This window comes from Kribbella sp. NPDC049174, assembly GCF_043197365.1.
Taxonomy (GTDB): Bacteria; Actinomycetota; Actinomycetes; order Propionibacteriales; family Kribbellaceae; genus Kribbella.
On record NZ_JBICSZ010000001.1, the window covers coordinates 1,964,954 to 1,982,301 of the forward strand.

Annotated in this window: 7 protein-coding genes; 1 reads left to right on the forward strand and 6 read right to left on the reverse strand. The window is 70.1% G+C overall.

Annotation, left to right across the window (positions count from 1 at the left end; genetic code table 11):
• Nucleotides 1-35 precede the first annotated feature (35 nt).
• Both ACGFIF_RS09340 and ACGFIF_RS09345 read right to left on the reverse strand, forming a co-directional pair.
• Nucleotides 36-10,397 carry a MupA/Atu3671 family FMN-dependent luciferase-like monooxygenase gene (locus tag ACGFIF_RS09340; RefSeq protein WP_393153188.1) on the reverse strand — a complete coding sequence of 3,454 codons (10,362 nt, stop codon included), beginning with the start codon at nucleotides 10,395-10,397 and terminating at the stop codon, nucleotides 36-38.
• Nucleotides 10,345-11,574: an MFS transporter gene (locus ACGFIF_RS09345; RefSeq protein WP_393153190.1), complete on the reverse strand. Its 1,230-nt coding sequence runs from the start codon at nucleotides 11,572-11,574 to the stop codon at nucleotides 10,345-10,347. The genes ACGFIF_RS09340 and ACGFIF_RS09345 overlap by 53 nt, the downstream gene beginning before the upstream one ends.
• 107 nt (nucleotides 11,575-11,681) lie before the next feature.
• Here ACGFIF_RS09345 and ACGFIF_RS09350 point away from each other — a divergent pair, with 107 nt between their 5' ends.
• Entirely contained in the window at nucleotides 11,682-12,833 is a 1,152-nt protein-coding gene (locus ACGFIF_RS09350) for an SGNH/GDSL hydrolase family protein (protein WP_393153192.1), read from the forward strand.
• A gap of 294 nt (nucleotides 12,834-13,127) precedes the next feature.
• Here the strand turns inward: ACGFIF_RS09350 and ACGFIF_RS09355 are convergent, their stop codons facing one another.
• The 4 genes from ACGFIF_RS09355 to lnt form a co-directional block, all read right to left on the reverse strand.
• Nucleotides 13,128-13,568, reverse strand: a complete 441-nt coding sequence (locus ACGFIF_RS09355; protein ID WP_393153194.1) for a VOC family protein — start codon at nucleotides 13,566-13,568, stop codon at nucleotides 13,128-13,130.
• A gap of 367 nt (nucleotides 13,569-13,935) precedes the next feature.
• On the reverse strand, nucleotides 13,936-14,478 hold the full coding sequence (locus tag ACGFIF_RS09360; protein WP_393153196.1) for an FxsA family protein: 543 nt from the start codon (nucleotides 14,476-14,478) through the stop codon (nucleotides 13,936-13,938).
• 3 nt (nucleotides 14,479-14,481) lie between these two features.
• Entirely contained in the window at nucleotides 14,482-15,240 is a 759-nt protein-coding gene (locus ACGFIF_RS09365; protein ID WP_393153198.1) for a polyprenol monophosphomannose synthase, read from the reverse strand.
• Nucleotides 15,241-15,301: 61 nt separating this feature from the next.
• Entirely contained in the window at nucleotides 15,302-16,867 is a 1,566-nt protein-coding gene (gene lnt / locus ACGFIF_RS09370; RefSeq protein WP_393153200.1) for an apolipoprotein N-acyltransferase, read from the reverse strand.
• Nucleotides 16,868-17,348: the final 481 nt, after the last annotated feature.

A 17,348-nucleotide genomic window follows, 5' to 3' on the forward strand; every position in this document is an offset into this window, starting at 1 on the left:
CGACGCGGGGAAGGGCCCGTTTCTTGTGCCCTGAATCAGGCCCGACACCGGTTCGCCAGCGCCGCTGCCAGAGTGCTGCACCACGCGGTGATGGTGCCGGCGGTGAAGAGATCGGTGGAGTACTCGATATCGAGGGTGAATGTGGTGTCGGTGAGGTTGAAGACGACGTAGAGCTCCCTTCGCGCCAGGTCCGGCGATGGCAGGGCCCGGACCGGGTAGCTGCCCGTGGGGAGGGTCAGAGTGGCGGGGGCCGTGGTGATGACCGTGAAGAGGATGGCTTGGGTCTGGTGTGGGAAGACCTTACTGAGGATCTCGGCCCAGGGCAGGGCTTCGTGGTCGAGCGCTGAGTAGAGGGCGCGGGCGGTCTCGGCCAGCAGGTCGTGGGTGTCGAGTCTGATCCGGACCGGCACGGCGTCTCCGATGAAGCCGATGACACCCTCGTGGTCGGACCGGCGCCGGCGCGCGCTGGACACCGGCAGGACGACCTCATCCTGACCGCAGAGGGCGCCAAGCCATTCGGCGAAGGCGGCGGCGATCAGCACGTACGGAGTGGTCCCGGCGGACGCGGCAGCGGAGCGGACTTCCTCGGCCAGGCCCGCCGGGAGTTCCACGTGCTGGGTCGCTCCGCGGCCGGACAGTGTCGCCGGGCGCGGGTGGTCGACGGGAAGGGCGGGCTGGACGGTCGACCCGGCAAGCTCGGTACGCCAGAACCCGTCCAGTTCCGCACGGGTGGACCCGGTGAGGGTGTCGCGTTCCCAGCGGGCGTAGTCGGTGTACTGCGCGCTCGGCGGCGACAGCTCCGCACCGCAGTACAAGGAGGACAGTTCGTCCCAGAACAGCCGGGCCGACCAGCCGTCGAAGACGATGTGGTGGACTGCGACAACCAGCACCCAGTGGTCAGCCGACACCCGCCCGAGCCGGGCGCGCCAGAGCGGGGGCTGACTGGGCTCGAGTGCAGGACGGGCGGTTGCGAGACACCAGGCGCGGATGTGGTCCTCATCAGCCGGGAGTTCCTCGACCGGCAGCGCGACCTCGACCGCCGCCATCACCTCCTGCCGGTCCTCGAGGACCCTGGTCCGCAATGCGCTGTGGCGCTGGACCAGCCCCTCCAGCGCGCGCCGTAGTCGTTCCGGATCCAGCGACCCGTTGACGTCGACCCGAGCTGGGCTGTTGTAGATCGACGCGTCCGCACGGCTCCGGACCAGCTCCAGACAACGCCGTTGGTTGAGGGTCAGCGGCGCGACCTCCACCGGCTCGGGCTCGACCGGCTCGGGCTCGACCGGCTCGGGCTCGACCGTCGGCTCACTCCGGCCCGCGACCGCGCGGATGGTCGGCGAGCGGAAGAACTCGGACAGCGTCAGCTCCAGGTCGGTCGCGTCCCGCAGCCGGTTCAGCAGGCGAACAGCGAGCAGGGAATGTCCACCCAGGTCGAAGAACGAGTCGGTCACGCCGATCTCGGTCCGCTCCAGGACCTCACACCACACCGCATGGATCGTGCTCTCCAGCGGCGTTGCCGGAGGAACGTTCGCCTGGACGGCGACCGGCGCCGGCAGCGCCGCCTGGTCGAGCTTGCCCGTGGTGGTCAGTGGCAACCGTTCGAGCGAAACCCACCGCCGCGGCACCAGATACCTGGGCAGCCGCGCCGCCAGGTACTCCATCAGCTCCTCATGCTCGACCACGCCGACCGTGTACCCGACCAGTTCGCCGTGGAGGACGATGACCGCGGCCTCGGTCACCGCCGGATGCCCCTGCACGGCGGCCCGGACCTCGCCCGGCTCGACCCGGACGCCGCGCAGCTGAACCTGGTCGTCGATCCGGCCGTGGTACTCGAGCGCTCCGTCGGCGCGCCATCGCCCGAGATCGCCGCTCGCGTACCAGCCGGGAGCGTAGAACGCCTTGGCCGTCTCTTCGGGCCGGTTCAGGTACCCGTTCGCGACGCACACACCGCCGATACAGATTTCACCGACCGCTCCGACCGGCACCGGTCGACGGTCCGGATCAAGGAGGCGGATCCGCACTCCCGGAAGCGGCCGACCGATCGGGGGCACAGTCTCACCGGGCTCGACCGGGTGATCCGTCACCCCGATCGACGTCTCGGTCGGGCCGTACCCGTTGTAGAGAACGCAGTTCGGGTGCGCCGCGAGGAACGCATGCTCGACCGCGGTGGGAGTCGTGGCCTCGCCGGCGGAGCAGATCACCCGCAACGAGGGCAGCTCCGGCCGGATCGCCAGCAGCGCGTGGACGGCGCTGAACGGCATGACGATCCGCTGGATCCGGTGCTCGCGGATCCGTCGCGCCAGTTGCTCCGGGTCGTACCGGCTGCCGTCCTCGATCAGGATCAGGGTCTGACCGGTGAGGAACGTCGTGAAGGTCTCGTGCAGACTCATGTCGAACATCGACGACGCCCATTGCAGCGTCGTCAGCGGATGAGTGGCGAACCCGAGAAGGTTGTTGACCGGACCCCGGTGCGGCATCAGCACCCCCTTGGGGGTGCCGCTGGATCCGGAGGTGTAGAAGCAGTAGGCCAGATCATCGGGCGTCACCTCGACCCGCGGCCGGTCCGCGCCGACCGGGTCGAGGTGCTCGACGAGGATCGTCGGCAGGGCGCCGAGATCCGGCATCCCTTCGCCGGTGACCAGAACGGTCGCCCGGGAGTCGTTCAGCTGAAACCGCAGCCGCTCTACCGGCACCGCTGGATCCAGCGCGAGGTAGCCGCCGCCGGACTTGAACACCCCGAGCAGGACCGCGAGTTGGTCGACACCGCGGGGCAGGCAACTACCGACGAGCTCACCGCGCTGAACGCCGTGGGACAGCAACTCGAGCGCAACCCCGTTGGCGCGCCGGTCCAACTCGGCGTACGTCACCTGCCCGAAGTCGCCGTCGACCGCGACAGCGTCCGGATGGAGATCGACCCGCTGCTCGAACAACTCGTGCAGGCGCGCGGAGGAGGCCGGGCCAGGCTCACCCTCGAAGCGGGCCAGCAGCCCCTCGTCCGCCGCGGTCAGCCCGGACAGTGCCCTGAGCGGGACAGTCGCCCCGGCGGTCGCGAGCCCCAGCGTCAACTCCAGGTAGTCGAGGAGCCGCTGAACCGTGGCCTCGTCGAACAGGTCGCTGTCGTACTCGACCACGCACCGGACACCCGACGGGGCGTAGCTCAGGTACAGCAGGAGGTCGACCGGCGCCCGGTCACTCGGCAGGTCGCGGAGGTGGACCGAGACCGCCGGGGCGAAGTCGACCTCGTCGACACCGTTCTCGAACTCGACCGCGACCCCGAACAGCGGATTGCGTCCGGTGGACCGGTCCGGGTTGAGCTCGGCGACGATGTCCTCGAACGGCACGTCGCCATGGTCGACCGCGTCCATCAGGGCCAGGCCGAGAGAGCGGGCCAGCCCGGGAAAGTCGGCATCCTCGGCCAACCGGATCCGGAGCGGAAGTGTGTCGACGAACATGCCGACGGCATCCGCGGCGGACCTGCCGCGGCCGGAGACACCGGTGCCGATGACGAAGTCACATTGCCCGCTGAAGCGGGACAGCACCACGCCGAGGCCCGCCAGCAGCACGCTGAAAACCGTCACACCGGAGCTCGCGGCGAAGGCGCCGAGCCGGCTGGTCAGCGAGCTGTCCAGTTCGTGGGTCAGCGAGCGGCCGGCGCCGGTCCGGGCGTGCGACCGCGGCCGATCGGTGGGCAGCCGCAGCTCCGGTGCGCCGGCCAGCTCGGTCAACCAGAAGTCACGATCCGCCGCGGTCGGGCCAGCTCGCTCCGAGAGACCGTCGACGGCCGGTGGCAGGCCGGGATCGGCCGGCCAGGCGCGATAGTAGGCGCCGAGGTCGCGGACGACGATCGGCGTCGAGGCCGAGTCGAAGACGATGTGGTGCCCGACCAGCAACAGCAGGTGGTGGTCGTCGGCCAGCCGGATCAAGCCGGCCCGGAGCAGCGGAGCGGTGTCGAGGTCCAGCGCACCGAGCCGGACGTCGTGCCGCAGGGTCTCGATGTCGTTGCCCTCAGCATCAACCACCGGGCACTCGATCCGGACCGCCGTTCGGACGAACGCCCGCGGCGCCCCGTCGACCTCCCGGAACTGGGTCCGCAGTGCGGGATGCCGGTCGACCACCCGCTGCAGGGCGCCCTGCAGCGCCGCCGGATCCAGCGGACCGCGAAGCTCGATCGCCTTCGGTTCGTGGTACGTGTTGGCACCCGGGTTCAGCTGCTCCAGGAACCAGATCCGCTTCTCCGGTGGTGTCAGTGCCCGGCCGCGATCCACCGGCCCACCATCGGTACGGCCGACGACGGTGGGGTCCTGGACGTACTCGGCGCGGAGCTCGTCGACCGCGGACAGACTCCGCATCACCTCGTCGGGGCCGAGACCGAAGTCGACGAAGCAGGCGAGCTCGTTCGCGCCGATCGCGATCAGCTGGTCGACGATCGCGCGGCAGGTTTCCGGGGTGCCGATCAGGGCGCGGGTCTCGCAGTAGCGCCGATAGGCCTGGCCCAGCAGGAACTCGACGTCGTCCGGGGCGGTCTTGTCCAGGTCGATCTGGAAGCCGAGGCTGTTCGTCACCTGCCCGAACAGCGACATCGACGAGCGCAGATAGTCGCAGAACGGCTGGTACGCGTCGGCCCGGACGGTCTCGAGGTCGTCGCCGACATAGGTGTGCAGCAGGACGACCACGCGACCGGCGTCCGGGTCGAGACCGTGTTCGGCGCGGGTCGAGCGGTAGAGAGCGATGTTCGCCGCCAAGTCCTCGACGGATTGCGCCATCAGGTTGGTGACGACGCCGAGGCCGTTGCGGGCAGCCAGCTTGTACGACTCCGGATTCCCTACGACGGCGGTGAACAGCGGCGGCTGGTCCTGCAGCGGGCTCGGGTGCAGCCGTACCTCGGTAGGCTCGCCGTTCCCGGCGACCGCGGTGATCGCCTCACCTGCCCAGAGTCGCCGGACGGTGTTGAGGCGGTCGTACATCTCGGTCCGGTGGTTGCCGTAGGCATCAGGGGCGAGGACGAAGTCCCGGGCGTGCCAGCCGCTGGCGATGCAGAGTCCGACCCGGCCGCCGGAGAGGTTGTCGACGACAGACCACTCCTCGGCGACCCGGATCGGATGGTGCAGCGGGAGCACCACCGAACCCGCGTTGAGCCGGATTCGCCGGGTTCGGGTGGCGAGCGCCGCGGCGAGGACGGAGGGGTTCGGGAAGAGTGCGCCGAAGGAGTGGAAGTGCCGCTCGGGCAGCCAGACCGAGTGGAACCCACGCTGGTCGGCGAACTCGGTGGCGTTGAGGATGAGGCCGTACTTGTCCTGTGCGGCGGAGTCGGGGTAGTCGCCGAAGAAGTACAGGCTGAAGTCACAGGCGCCCTGCCGGGTGGAGGCAACGGGCCGGGGGCGGGTTGCCGTGGGCGTGCTGGTGCGTGTGCTGGTGGGCGGGCCGGCTGGTGCCGGAGTGCGCAGTGGCGGGACCGAGTCGGGGGCGTCGTTGAGCAGGGCCAGCTGGTCGGACATGAGGTTGGTGATGCGGTCCATCATGCGTTCGGCCAGCTGAAGTTGACGGTCCACGACCTGCTGCAGAGAGGCGGACGGTGGAACTGCCGGGCTGGGTGCCGGCGGTTCAGCCGGCATGACGGCTGTGAGCGATGAAGTCTGGGTGCTGCTGGTCGATGGTTGAGGTGACGTGGTGGTGGAGTTGCCGATGAGGTCAGCGAGCTTGGCGGCGGTGTCGACGTCGCTGAACAGGCTGCGGACGGAGACGGTGACGCCGAAGGTGTCGGTCAGGTCGCCGACCAGGCGCATGAGGGAGAGCGAGTCCGCCCCCAGGCTGAGGAACGACGCGTCGGCCGGTATCTCGTCCGGCGCCATCCCGAGGGCCGGGGCGATCAGCTCCCGCACCGTGCCCAGAACTCCGGTCACAGCGGGGACAGGCGCGATGGCGGTCGGCGGCTCGGGTGGCGCGACGGACCGGGCCGGGGTGGGGATGGGACGCCTGGTGAGTGGGTGGCCTGGTAGGGGGATGCGATGGCCGGTGGACAGGGGACGCCAGGTCAGGTCGGTGCCGGTGCGGTAGAGGGCGGCGACGGTTTCAGCGAACTGGGTGGTGGATCCGCGGCGTTGAGTGGCCAGCCAGGTGGTGCCGGGTACGGCTCGGCGGCCGAGTGGGGTCAGGACGGCGTCGGGACCCACCTCGAGGAGTCGGGTGGCGCCGAATTCGGCCACGGCGGTGGTGGCCAGGTCGAATCGCACCGGCCGGCGCGCGTGGTCCGCGAGGTACTGGCTGGTGACCTCGGTCAGGAGTGAACCGTCGAGTCCGCTGAAGAAGGGCACCCGAAGGGGCTGGAAGGAGACTTCGTCGGCGGCAGCGCGGAGGTCGTCGAGCACTGGTTCGACCAGCACGGAATGGAACCCCCTGTCGATCGGCATGCGTCGCGAGCCCACCCCGCTGCGATCGAGGATCTCCGTCGCGCCGGCCACAGCGTCCTCGGACCCGGCCAGCACGAACCGGTCGGGACCGTTGACGGCGGCAACTTCCAGTCCACACTCGGCGGCGAGCTTCTCCGCCGTCGACCGGTCCGCGCCGACCGCGATCATCGCGCCTGGCCTCATCCTCGTCCGCATGAGCTCGCCGCGTCGTACCGTGAGCCGGACACCGTCGGGGAGCGACAGCGCACCCGCCGCGTACAGGGCGGCGTACTCCCCGACGCTGTGCCCGATCACCACGTCCGGTGCGACGCCCAGCGCCCGCCAGACCTCGGTCCAGGCCACCTGGTTGGCGAACAGGCTCACCTGGGCGAGCTCCTCCCGCCGGCTGTCGACGATGTCCTCGCCGAGTACCTGCGTCACCTCGTCGAACACCTTCCGCGCCGCCTCGAACCTCGCGGCAAGCCGGCCGGACATTCCCGGGTACGACGCTCCCTGCCCGGAATATGCGAACGCCAACGGTCCCGGAGTACCTGGTTCGGTGGGTGTCGCGTGGGCGAGGGCGGCGGCAAGGGCGCTCGCATCGGCGCCGACCACGGCGACCCGGTGCTGGTGGTGCCGGCGACCGAGGGCGAGTGTGGTGGCCAGGTCTGATGCGGCAAGGTCGGGGCCGGCCACGAGCTGACCGCGCAGAGAGCCGAGCAGCACCTCGAGCGCAGCCCGCGACGCCGCCGAAACCGGCAGCACCACCGGCTCAGGCTCCGACTCCGCCAGGTCGGCTGCAGCGGCGAGCGGTGGTTCTTCGAGGACGACGTGAGCATTGGTGCCGCCGACCCCCAGGGCGGTGACCCCGGCCCGGCGCGGGCCTGCGACCCCGGGCCAGTCGCGGGTCGCGGTGACGAGTTCGAACGGGCTGTTCTCGATCCGCAGCTCCGGATGTGGGCGGCTCAGGTTGACCGTCGGCACGAGCCGCCCGTGCCGCAGCATCAGGATCGTCTTGATCAGGCCGGCCATCCCGGCGCACGAGTCCAGGTGCCCGACGTTCGCCTTGACCGAGCCCAGGCCGCATTTCGCCGGACGCTCGCCGGTCGAACCGAAGACCTGGGACAGCGCCTCGAACTCGATCGGATCCCCCAGCGCGGTCCCCGTCCCGTGCGCCTCGACGTACGAGATGGTCTCGGCGCCCACACCGGCCCGCGCCAGCGCCTGGCGGACGACATCCGCCTGACCCGACACACTCGGCGCGGTGAAACCGACCTTGCTCGTGCCGTCGTTGTTGACCGCGCTGCCAAGGATCACCGCATGAATCGTGTCGCCGTCGGCCAGCGCCCGGTCCAGACGCTTCAACAGGACCGCAGCCACGCCGTTGCCCCCAACCGTCCCGTCCGCGTCGGCGTCGAACGGGCGACAGCGACCACTCCGGGACAGGATGGAGCCGGGCACGTACTGGTACCCGGCGTCCTGCGGCAGCCGAACCGCCGCGGCGCCCGCGATGGCCAGATCCGTGTCAGATGTGAGCAGCGCCTGGACGGCCAGGTGCACCGCGACCAGAGAGGTCGAGCACGCGGTCTGGACCCCGATCGCGGGCCCGGTCAGCCCGAGCCGGTACGCGCTTCGGCTGGCGAGGAAGTCCGGAGCGGCCCCGATCGTCGCCTGCATCGCGGTCGGCACATCGCCAGGCCGGTCGCCGGAACTCGGGGCCAGCTGGTCCTGGTGTCCGTACAGATTCATCCCGGATCCGGCATAGACGCCGATCCGCAGCCCGGCGCCCGATCCCGCGTAGCCGCCGTGTTCCAGGGCCTGGTGCGCGACCTCGAGGAACTGCCGGTGAGCCGGGTCGGTGAGCGCGGCCTCCTTCGGCGACACCCCGAAGAACTCCGCGTCGAACGCCTCGACGTCGTCGAGCACCCCACCGGCACGGACCCACCCCTCCGCACCGGGGCCGGTGGACACGCTGTCCACTGCCCCGCACAGGTTGGCCCAGAACTCGTCGACCGTCCGCGCCCCCGGAAAGCGCGCGGCCATGCCGACGACTGCCACCCGCCGATCCACCCCGCCGGCATCCGCCCCAGCCCCCGAACCCGGCGCCGCCTGCTGGGCCTCGGTCAGCCAGGCGGTCAGAGCAGCCGCAGTCGGATACTCGAACGGCACCGTCGCCGGCACCTCGATCCCGAAGCGTTCGGACAGCATCGCCCGAAGCTGCGTGAGCTTGATCGACGTCAGGCCCAACTCGTAGAACGGAACCTCGTCGGCCGCCGGCTGCCCCGCCAGCTCCGCAAGCAACCGGCTCACCTCGGCCGCTACCGCACGCGCCCCCACCCGGCGCCCGGCGGACGATGCGGTCACATCCGCAGTGCCCGTCGCGCCGTACCGACCGCGCAGATAGCGCTGCCGCAGCTCGTTCCGGCGGACCTTGCCGCTTGCAGTCCGCGGGAACTCCCCCGCCGGGACCACCACCACCTCGGCCGTCAGCCTGAGGCGCTCGAAGATCAACGCCTTCACCGCCGGCGCCACCGCCTCGTCCGCCTCGACGAAGACCACCAGATCCTCGGTCCCGGTCTCGGCGTTCGGCACCCCGCACGCACCGACCGCGTGCAGGCCGAGACCGTTCACTCCTGCGGCCACACCTTCGATCTCATGGCAGAACACCGTGTTCCCGTTGACCACCACCGTGTCTCCCTCGCGGCCGGTGATCACCACTTGTCCGCCGGAGACGAACGCCAGATCCCCGGTCCGCAACCACTCGCCGTCCGGCAATGCGGCCGCGGTGGCCGATGCGTTGTTCACGTATCCGGCGGTCACTCGGCCGGACCGGACCTGCAGCCTCCCGATCCGAAGCTCGGGCAGCACCTCGTCGTTCTCGCCGACCACCCGGATCGACGCACCCGGTGCCGGCGGCCCGACCGCGACGAAGGTCAGGCACTCCGACTCGGGCACTTCCGGACCCGCGGTCACCAGGGCGTCGTCCAGCGAGGACTTGAGCACCCGAACCACACAGCCCTCGTCGGTCAGTCGGCCGAACGTAATGGCGGTCGTGGTTTCGGCCATGCCCCATGCCGGCCGTACGCACGCGCGATCCAGGCCCGATCCGGCGGTTGCCGCGAAGAACCTCTCGAGAACCGGCAGCACGATCTGCTCGCCGCCGCACACGAGCGACCGGACACTGCGCAGGTCGAGGGACGCACCGGCGGGCAGCGCATCAGCGGCCAGTTGCAGCCCGAACGTCGGCGACCAGGTGTGCTGTGCCTGGTACCGGTCGACGTTCTCCAACCAGAGCAGCGGATTCGCGAGGACTTCGGTCGTCGGAAGGTGCACGCCGGTTGCTCCGGTGAACACCGGCAGCACGTGGTACAGCAGCAGGGCGCCGCTGTGGTCCACCGGCAGCCAGTTGAGCATGGTCTCTCCCGGCCGAAGGTCGAGCAACAGCCGCGATCCGGCGGCGAACTCGGCCAGCGCCTGGTGCGTGAGCGCGGCGGCCTTCGGCGCGCCGGTGCTCCCCGAGGACAGCATCAGGACGGCCACCTCAGCCAGGTCCGGGTGATACAGCTCCTCGGCCGGATCCAGCCGGACGAGATCATCGACCGCCACCGCCGGCAGGTCGTGGCCGGCCGATCCCTCGCGATCGGTCAGGATCAGTGGCGATTCGAGCAGCTCCCACGTGTGCCGAAGCCGTTCCCACCCGGCCGGGCCCGAGTCGGAGATGACGGCCGGCCGCAGCCCACCCAGGAGGCAGGCCCAGAACGCCGGGAAGAAGGCGTCCAGCGAAAGCCCTTGCAGGATCAGGGAGTCACCGCTCGCGGATCCGCGCATACGGAGGCCGGTCAGGATCCGGCGCGCCCGGTCGAACAACTCCGGATAGGTCAGCAGTCCCCCGGGCGTCCGGACGCCGGCCGAGGGGAACTCGGCGGCGGCCCGGCGCAGCGCCTGGACCGCGTCCAGCGAGTCAGTCGCGGTCGGCACCGGCTGGGGACCGTGGATCATCGATGTTCTCGGCATGATGCCTCCTCGAGAGCGACAGAAAGACCAGTACGCCGATCACCGCGACGCCGTGCAGCCCGGCGACCACCACCGGCGGCGGCAGCACGTCGAGCAGGCCGCCGGCGAGCAGCATCCCGCCGGCGAAAGCAGAGTTCTCCACGCTCGCGGACAGACCGAAGACACGGGCCCGCTGGTGCTCGGGCCGGGTCTGCAGCGTGGACAGGTAGCCGATCTCGCTCACCCCGTCGGAGATCCCGGCGAGCAGGCAGACGGCGATCAGCCCGGCCGGGGGCAGGCCGGTGAAGGCGAGCACGAACGACACCGACATCGCACCGGTCGCGACGGCGAACGCTCGGTGGTCGAGCCGCTTCAGGAACCGGCTGACCAACTGATGGGCGCTCACGCTGCCGATCGCCCAGGCGGTCAGGAACTGGGTGCTGACCGCGGCGGGATTGTCCGGCGCGGTCAGGCTGGCGTAAATCGGGAGCGCGACGTTGTGGCCCGCCGAGGCAAGCGCGTCAACCCCCCGGAGCGCGATCATCCCGGCGATCAACGGCGGCAGGTACTGCCACGGCCACCGCCGCGCGTGCTCGGCCGTCCGGCCATCGCGCCGCCAAGACCCCGGTGAGCCGAGCTCGGCGGTCTGCGCGGGCCAGGTCACGAAGGCCTGCGCCGTCGCCGAGACCAGGAACGATCCGGCGTTCAGCAGGAAGGCCGCGCTGTATCCGCCGAGGTCGATCACCAGCGCGGCCGTACCGAATCCCAGCACGCTGGCCAGCGATCGCGCCGTCACCATTCGCCCGTTCGCCCGGGTCCGCTGATCCACACCGACCAGCTCCGGGATCCCGCTGCGCAGCGCGACAACCACCAAGGTGTTGCAGACGCCGAGAACCAGCGCGACCAGGACGAGCACGGCCAGACTCGGCGCCGTCAGCAGCACCAGCATCACCGCCGCCTGCAGGAGATCGAGTCCGATCAGCAGCGGTCGGCGCGGCACCCGGAGCAGCACATTGCCGGACACCAGCCCGGCCACGAACCCGGCTCCGAGCCGGATCGCCATCACCGCACCCGTGGCCCACGTGCTCTGAGTCCAGTGGAAGCTGAACAGCCCGAGCGCGACCAGGTTCAGGTAGTTCCCGTACGACGAGACGGCGTAGCCGCTCAGCAACAGCCAGAGTGCGCGGGCAGGCGGCATCCCCGGCTCCCTCCTGCCCGGGTTGGGCGGTCACCCGGGTGGCTGGAAGCTTAGAGACATTCCGGTCGAGTGGCTACGAACCGCGGTGAGTCCTCGATACTGGGGCGATGCAGAACTGGATCACCACCGCCGTGACCGACGGACTGCTGCGTGGCGCGGTGGAGCTGGAGCGGACCCGGGTTGGTGTGCTGCCGCATCGGTTGCCGGGCTGGGCTCGGGCGCAGTACGACGATCCGCAGCTGGAGATGGTGGAGTCGCAGCCGTCGGGCGTGCGGTTGGTGTTCCGGACTCGCGCGACGGCGATCGAGCTGGACACGCTGCCGACCAAGCGCGTCTACACCGGCGCACCGGCGACGCCGGACGGGGTGTACGACGTGCTCGTCGACGGCAAGCTGGTCGACCAGGCGACCGTGCCGAGCGGGAACGTGCTGACCATCGATCTCACCACCGGGGCCACCGACACCCGACCGGGCGAAGCCGGCACGGTGCGCGTGACCGGGCTGGGCGGCGAGCTGAAGACAGTGGAGATCTGGCTCCCGCACACCGAGACCACCGAACTCGTTGCCCTGCGCACCAATGCGCCGATCGAGCCCGCCCCGGCGACCGGGCGCCGGACCTGGCTGCACCACGGGAGCTCGATCAGCCACGGTTCGAACGCGACCAGCCCCACCGGCACCTGGGTCGTACACGCCGCCGCACTCGCCGGCGTGGAGCCGATCAATCTTGGCTTCGGCGGTAGCGCCCTGCTCCAGCCGTTCGTCGCCCGCACGGTGCGCGACACGGCCGCCGACCTGATCAGCGTCAAGCTCGGCATCAACGTGGTGAACGCGGACGTGATGCGCCGGCGGGCCTTCACCCCCGCCGTGCACGGCTTCCTCGACACCATCCGCGAAGGCCACCCCACCACCCCGCTGCTGGTCGTCTCCCCCGTCCTCTGCCCGATGCACGAGGACACCCCGGGTCCAACCATATGGGACCTGGACGCGCTCAGTCGCGGCGAGCTCCGCTTCCAGGCAACCGGCGACCCCTCCGACATCGCGGCGGGGAAACTCACCCTCACCATCATCCGCGAAGAACTCGCCCGCATCGTCGCCGGGCGGGACGACCCGAACCTCCACTACCTCGACGGCCGCGAACTGTACGGCGCCGCCGACAACGCCGAGTTCCCACTCCCCGACGACCTGCACCCCGACGGCCCGTCCCACCAGCGCATGGCCGAACGCTTCGCCAAGCTGGCCTTCAACGGCCCGTTCAGCTGAGGTCCAGCCCACGCGTGCTACGCGGGCACGTCTTCGTCGCTCCTCGGCGCGCCTGCTACGCCCGCTCCCGCCCGCCCCCCGGCTCAGCGCCGGTGCATCCTTGCCGGCTTTCGCCGGGCTGCCTGCGGGCTGCCGCCCGCGGTTGCTCGCTGTCGCTCGCGGTCGACCACCTAGGCCGGCGCCCGTCGTGCAGATCGCAGCTACGGCGTAGAGCCTGGTTGGTCGCAGGTGAGCCGCAGCAGTTTGTCGTATGACTCCACGATGTGCACGCGGTCGGTCTGCCCGGCAGGGCAGTTAGCTGAGCTGCTCGGAGAGTCCGATGAGGATTCCCGCGGGGCCGCGGACGTAGCAGAGTTTGTAGCTGTCCTCGTACTGGGCCAGCTCACCGACGAGATCGGCGCCGTGACTCCGCAGGCGGGAGACGACGTCCTCGATGTCGTCGACGGCGAACATGACGCGATGCATGCCCAGCGTGTTGTGCGGCGGGTTGTGCGGTCCGGTGACGATCACCGCGGGGTTGTGGTACCTCGCCAGCTCGAGCCGGCTGTGGCCGTCGGGGGTCCGCATCATCGCGATGTCGCAGCGGACGCCGTCGAGTCCGACGGTGCGGTCCGCCCAGGGGCCCTCGATCTCCGCTTTGCCCTCCAGCTCCATGCCGAGTTCTCCGAAGAACGCAACGACAGCCTCGAGGTCGTCGACGACAATGCCGACATTGTCCATGCGCTGAATCGCCACGGTGATCTCCTACGTCGTCGCGCGGCCTGTCGTGGCCGCTGGTGTACTTAGGACGGAGCCAGCGCCGCATTCTCGACACCTGGAATTCGGATGGGTCTCCGAGCCACCCACCCCGTGCGCACGAGAACCCGCGTGCACGCCGATCCTCTGACGGGCACCGCCAGGTGGCCACGGTCGCCGGCCGCCAGAGTCCCCTCACGACATACGCCGGCCGAGCACTCGACGCGGGCGGCAGCCCACAGTTCGAGGTGGAAGCCGGCAAGAGATGCACCGGCGTTAAGCCGGAGGGCGGGTGGGAGGGGCGTAGCAGGCGCTCCGAGGAGCGAAGCGACGGAGAAGCGCCCGCGTAGCACGCGTGGGTCAGAAGCTACTTCTGGTCGGGGTCGATGACCTCGCCCTGAATGACATCGTCCGAAGGCCCTGGACGAGACCCTGGGCGGGTCGGGCCAGCACCAGGACCAGGACCGGCGCCAGGACCACCACCAGGACCGCCGAACGGACCGCCGCCCGGGATGAAGCCGCCGAGGTTGGCGCCGCCCAGCTGCGTGGACAGCCGCCGGCCGAGGAACGCCGACAACCCGCGCCGGGCCAGCGGGCGGGTGAACGGCAGGACGAAGAAGAAGCCGAAGATGTCCGTGACGAATCCCGGGGTGAGCAGCAGCGTGCCGCCCACCAGCACCAGGGCGGCGTCCGACAGCTCCCGGCCGGGCATCTTGCCGGTCTGCAGCGCGGACTGCAGTGCGTTCCAGGCTCGCCGGCCCTCGCGCTTGATCAGCCAGGCGCCGAGCGCGCTCTCCACGAGCAGGAGCCCGACCGTCGGCCAGCCGCCGATCACCTGGCCGATCTGGATGATCACGTAGATCTCCAGGATCGGCACCACCAGCAGCGCGAGCGCCACGAACCACGGCATGTGTTACCCCTTCCTCAGCAGCCCTCGGAGCTGGCGTGCGCGGTGGCCCAGGCCCCACTTGCCGACCCGGGCCATCGCCTCGATCACGATCGCCCGCGACATCTTGGACTGACCGCGTTCCCGCTCGACGAAGGTGATCGGCACCTCCACCACCCGGAACCCGGCCTTGACCGCCCGCCACGCCAGATCGACCTGGAAGCAGTAGCCCGCGGAGGCGACCTCGTCCAACCCGATCCCCTCCAGTGTTGCTCGCCGGAACGCGCGATACCCGCCGGTCGCGTCCTTCAGCGGCACACCGAGCGCCAGCCGGGTGTAGATGTTGCCGCCGCGGCTGAGGATCTCGCGCGACTTCGGCCAGTTCTGTACGGCGCCGCCCTTGACGTACCGCGACCCCAGCACGAGGTCCGCATCCCGCAGCGCGGTCAGCAGCCGAGGCAGCTGCTCCGGCTGGTGCGACCCGTCCGCGTCGTGCTCGACCAGTACGCCGTACTCGCGCTCGATCCCCCAGCGGAATCCGGCGATGTACGCCGCGCCGAGGCCTTCCTTGCCCTTGCGGTGCAGGACGTGCACGTGGTCGTCGTTCGCGGCCAGCTTGTCGGCCAGGCCACCTGTGCCGTCGGGTGAGTTGTCGTCGGCGACCAGGACGTCCGCCTCCGGTACGGCGTCGCGCAGCCGACTCACGATCGGCTCGATGTTCTCGGCCTCGTTGTACGTCGGGATGATCACCAGGATCCTGCCGAGATCCGCGAAAGGGGTGCTCACGCTGCCACTACTCCTGCCTCCAGTGACGGCATTGTCACCGGTTCCGAGCCGGCCTGAGGGATCAGGCCGGGACTTTTTCGCGGCTGCGCGTTGGTGCCGGCGGGGTCTCCGGGCCGCCGGTCGCCCGCCGGCGGCGAGCCACCAACGCGAGAACCACTCCCAGGATCCCCAGGCCGGTCAAGATCCACTGCGGCCAGCCGCCGAGTGAGGTGGCCAGCGTATGGGTATCGCGGACCGGAACCGAGGCGACATACACGTCCGGCACGAACTGTGACGACTTGTGCTCGACGGTGCCGTCCGGCCGGATCACGCCGGAGATGCCGCTGGTGGACGCGACCAGCACGGTCCGGCCGGTCTCGATCGCGCGCATCCGGGTGATCGCGAACTGCTGCTCGGGCTGTCCGGTGCCGCCGTACGTCGCGTTGTTCGTCTGCACGACCAGGACCTGGGCGCCGCCCTTCATCACGTCCTCGACCACGTCGTCGTACGCGACCTCGAAGCAGATCACATCGCCGTACGTGACTCCGCCGATCGGCAGCACGCCGGGGACCCTGCCGGGGGCGGTCTGCCGGCCGACCATCTCCAGCCGCTTGATGTAGGGCAGCAACTGCTCGCGGAACGGGATGTACTCACCGAACGGAACCGGGTGCCGCTTCGCGTAGACCTGACCGGGCCCGGTCCGCGGGTCCCAGACGACGCCGGTGGTCTGCCGCTCGTTCGGACCAGGGCCCTCGAGTACGGCGCCGACCAGGATCGGCACGTTGACGGCCTTGACCGCCTGCTCGATGTCGGCCCGGGTCTCGGCGTCCTTGAACGGGTCGATGTCGGTCGAGTTCTCCGGCCAGATGACGATGTCCGGCTTGTCTTCCGATCCCTCCTGGACCCGCTTCTGCAGGTCGAGGGTCGCGTTCAGGTGGTTCCGGGTCACGGTCCGGGCGCGGCCGAGGAACTCCAGTCCCTTGCCGGGCACGTTGCCCTGCACCATCGCCGCCTTCACGACCTTGCCGTCGCCCTCGGTCGAGAGATTGATCAGCGCGCTGCCGCCGACGATCGCGACTCCGGCGACCAGTGCGACGACCCGGAGCTTGAGCGGGCTCTTCGGCCGCAGGACGGCGTACACCAGGACGCCCAGCAGCGCGATCGCGAAGCTCAGGCCGGGGATGCCGACGAGCGACGCCAGCTTGCCCAGCGGCGAGTCGGCGAACGCCCACGCCAGCCGGCCCCACGGGAACCCGCCGAACGGGATCGACGCGGTCGCGAACTCGGTCGCCACCCACAGGCACGCGATCCACAACGGCCACAGCTTCAGCTTGAGCACCTGCGTCGCGAGCGCCCCGAAGACCGCGTAGAACAGCCCCTCGAGGATCGCCAGCGCGATCGCCGCGTCGCCGCCGATGATGCTCAGCCACGGCACCAGGACGAGGTAGTACGTGATGCCGAACCCGGCACCGATCAGGAATCCGCCCTTGGCCGAGGCGCCGTTCAGCGCGGCCAGGAAGAGCGGTACGGCGAGGATGGTCAGCCAGGGATAGTCGTGCGGTTCGAAGGCCAAGCCGAGCATGGCGCCCGCGGCCACCGCCACGACGACCCTCGGCAGGACGCGTCCCAGAGCCTTCAACCGGTCCACGCGGTAACCCCTTGTCCTCACTGTCCCGGCGGACGCCGGTCGCACGACCGTACAACGTCCCGGACATGCCAATGTATCCGGTCAGTAGCCGGTAAGCATCGATTGCGGAACGTGAAGGGGTATCAGCAGAGCGCGAGGAAGTGAGGAGCCCTCAGGGAACCAGGAAGAGAGCCGGGAGGAGTGGGGGCAAAGGAAAGAGGCTCGGCGACCCTTCGGACCAACCGCCGATCCACTGGCTGCGAACCGAACGGCTGTTGTCTACTGGGCGCCGAGCCTCTTCCACCTCTGCCCCGCGGGGGGCTAACCACCGGCGATCTCAGCCCCCGTCGACTCAAGCCTGGCACTGGCCTGGTCAGCGTCGCGGGATCATCCGGTGGCCGAACTTCGTGTGACCGTTGATAAAACGGGATATGACGACTCCCAAAACGATGCGCGCTGACGGCGATGGTGTCAACCTCTCCACCGGCTCCTTGAGGCCGTT

Excerpts from the sequence above, each read along its gene's own strand:
- ACGFIF_RS09340 (WP_393153188.1), bottom strand. The coding sequence starts at position 10,397 with ATGCCGAGAACATCGATGATCCACGGTCCCCAGCCGGTGCCGACCGCG.
- ACGFIF_RS09345 (WP_393153190.1), bottom strand. The coding sequence starts at position 11,574 with ATGCCGCCTGCCCGCGCACTCTGGCTGTTGCTGAGCGGCTACGCCGTC.
- ACGFIF_RS09350 (WP_393153192.1), top strand. The coding sequence starts at position 11,682 with ATGCAGAACTGGATCACCACCGCCGTGACCGACGGACTGCTGCGTGGC.
- ACGFIF_RS09360 (WP_393153196.1), bottom strand. The coding sequence starts at position 14,478 with ATGCCGTGGTTCGTGGCGCTCGCGCTGCTGGTGGTGCCGATCCTGGAG.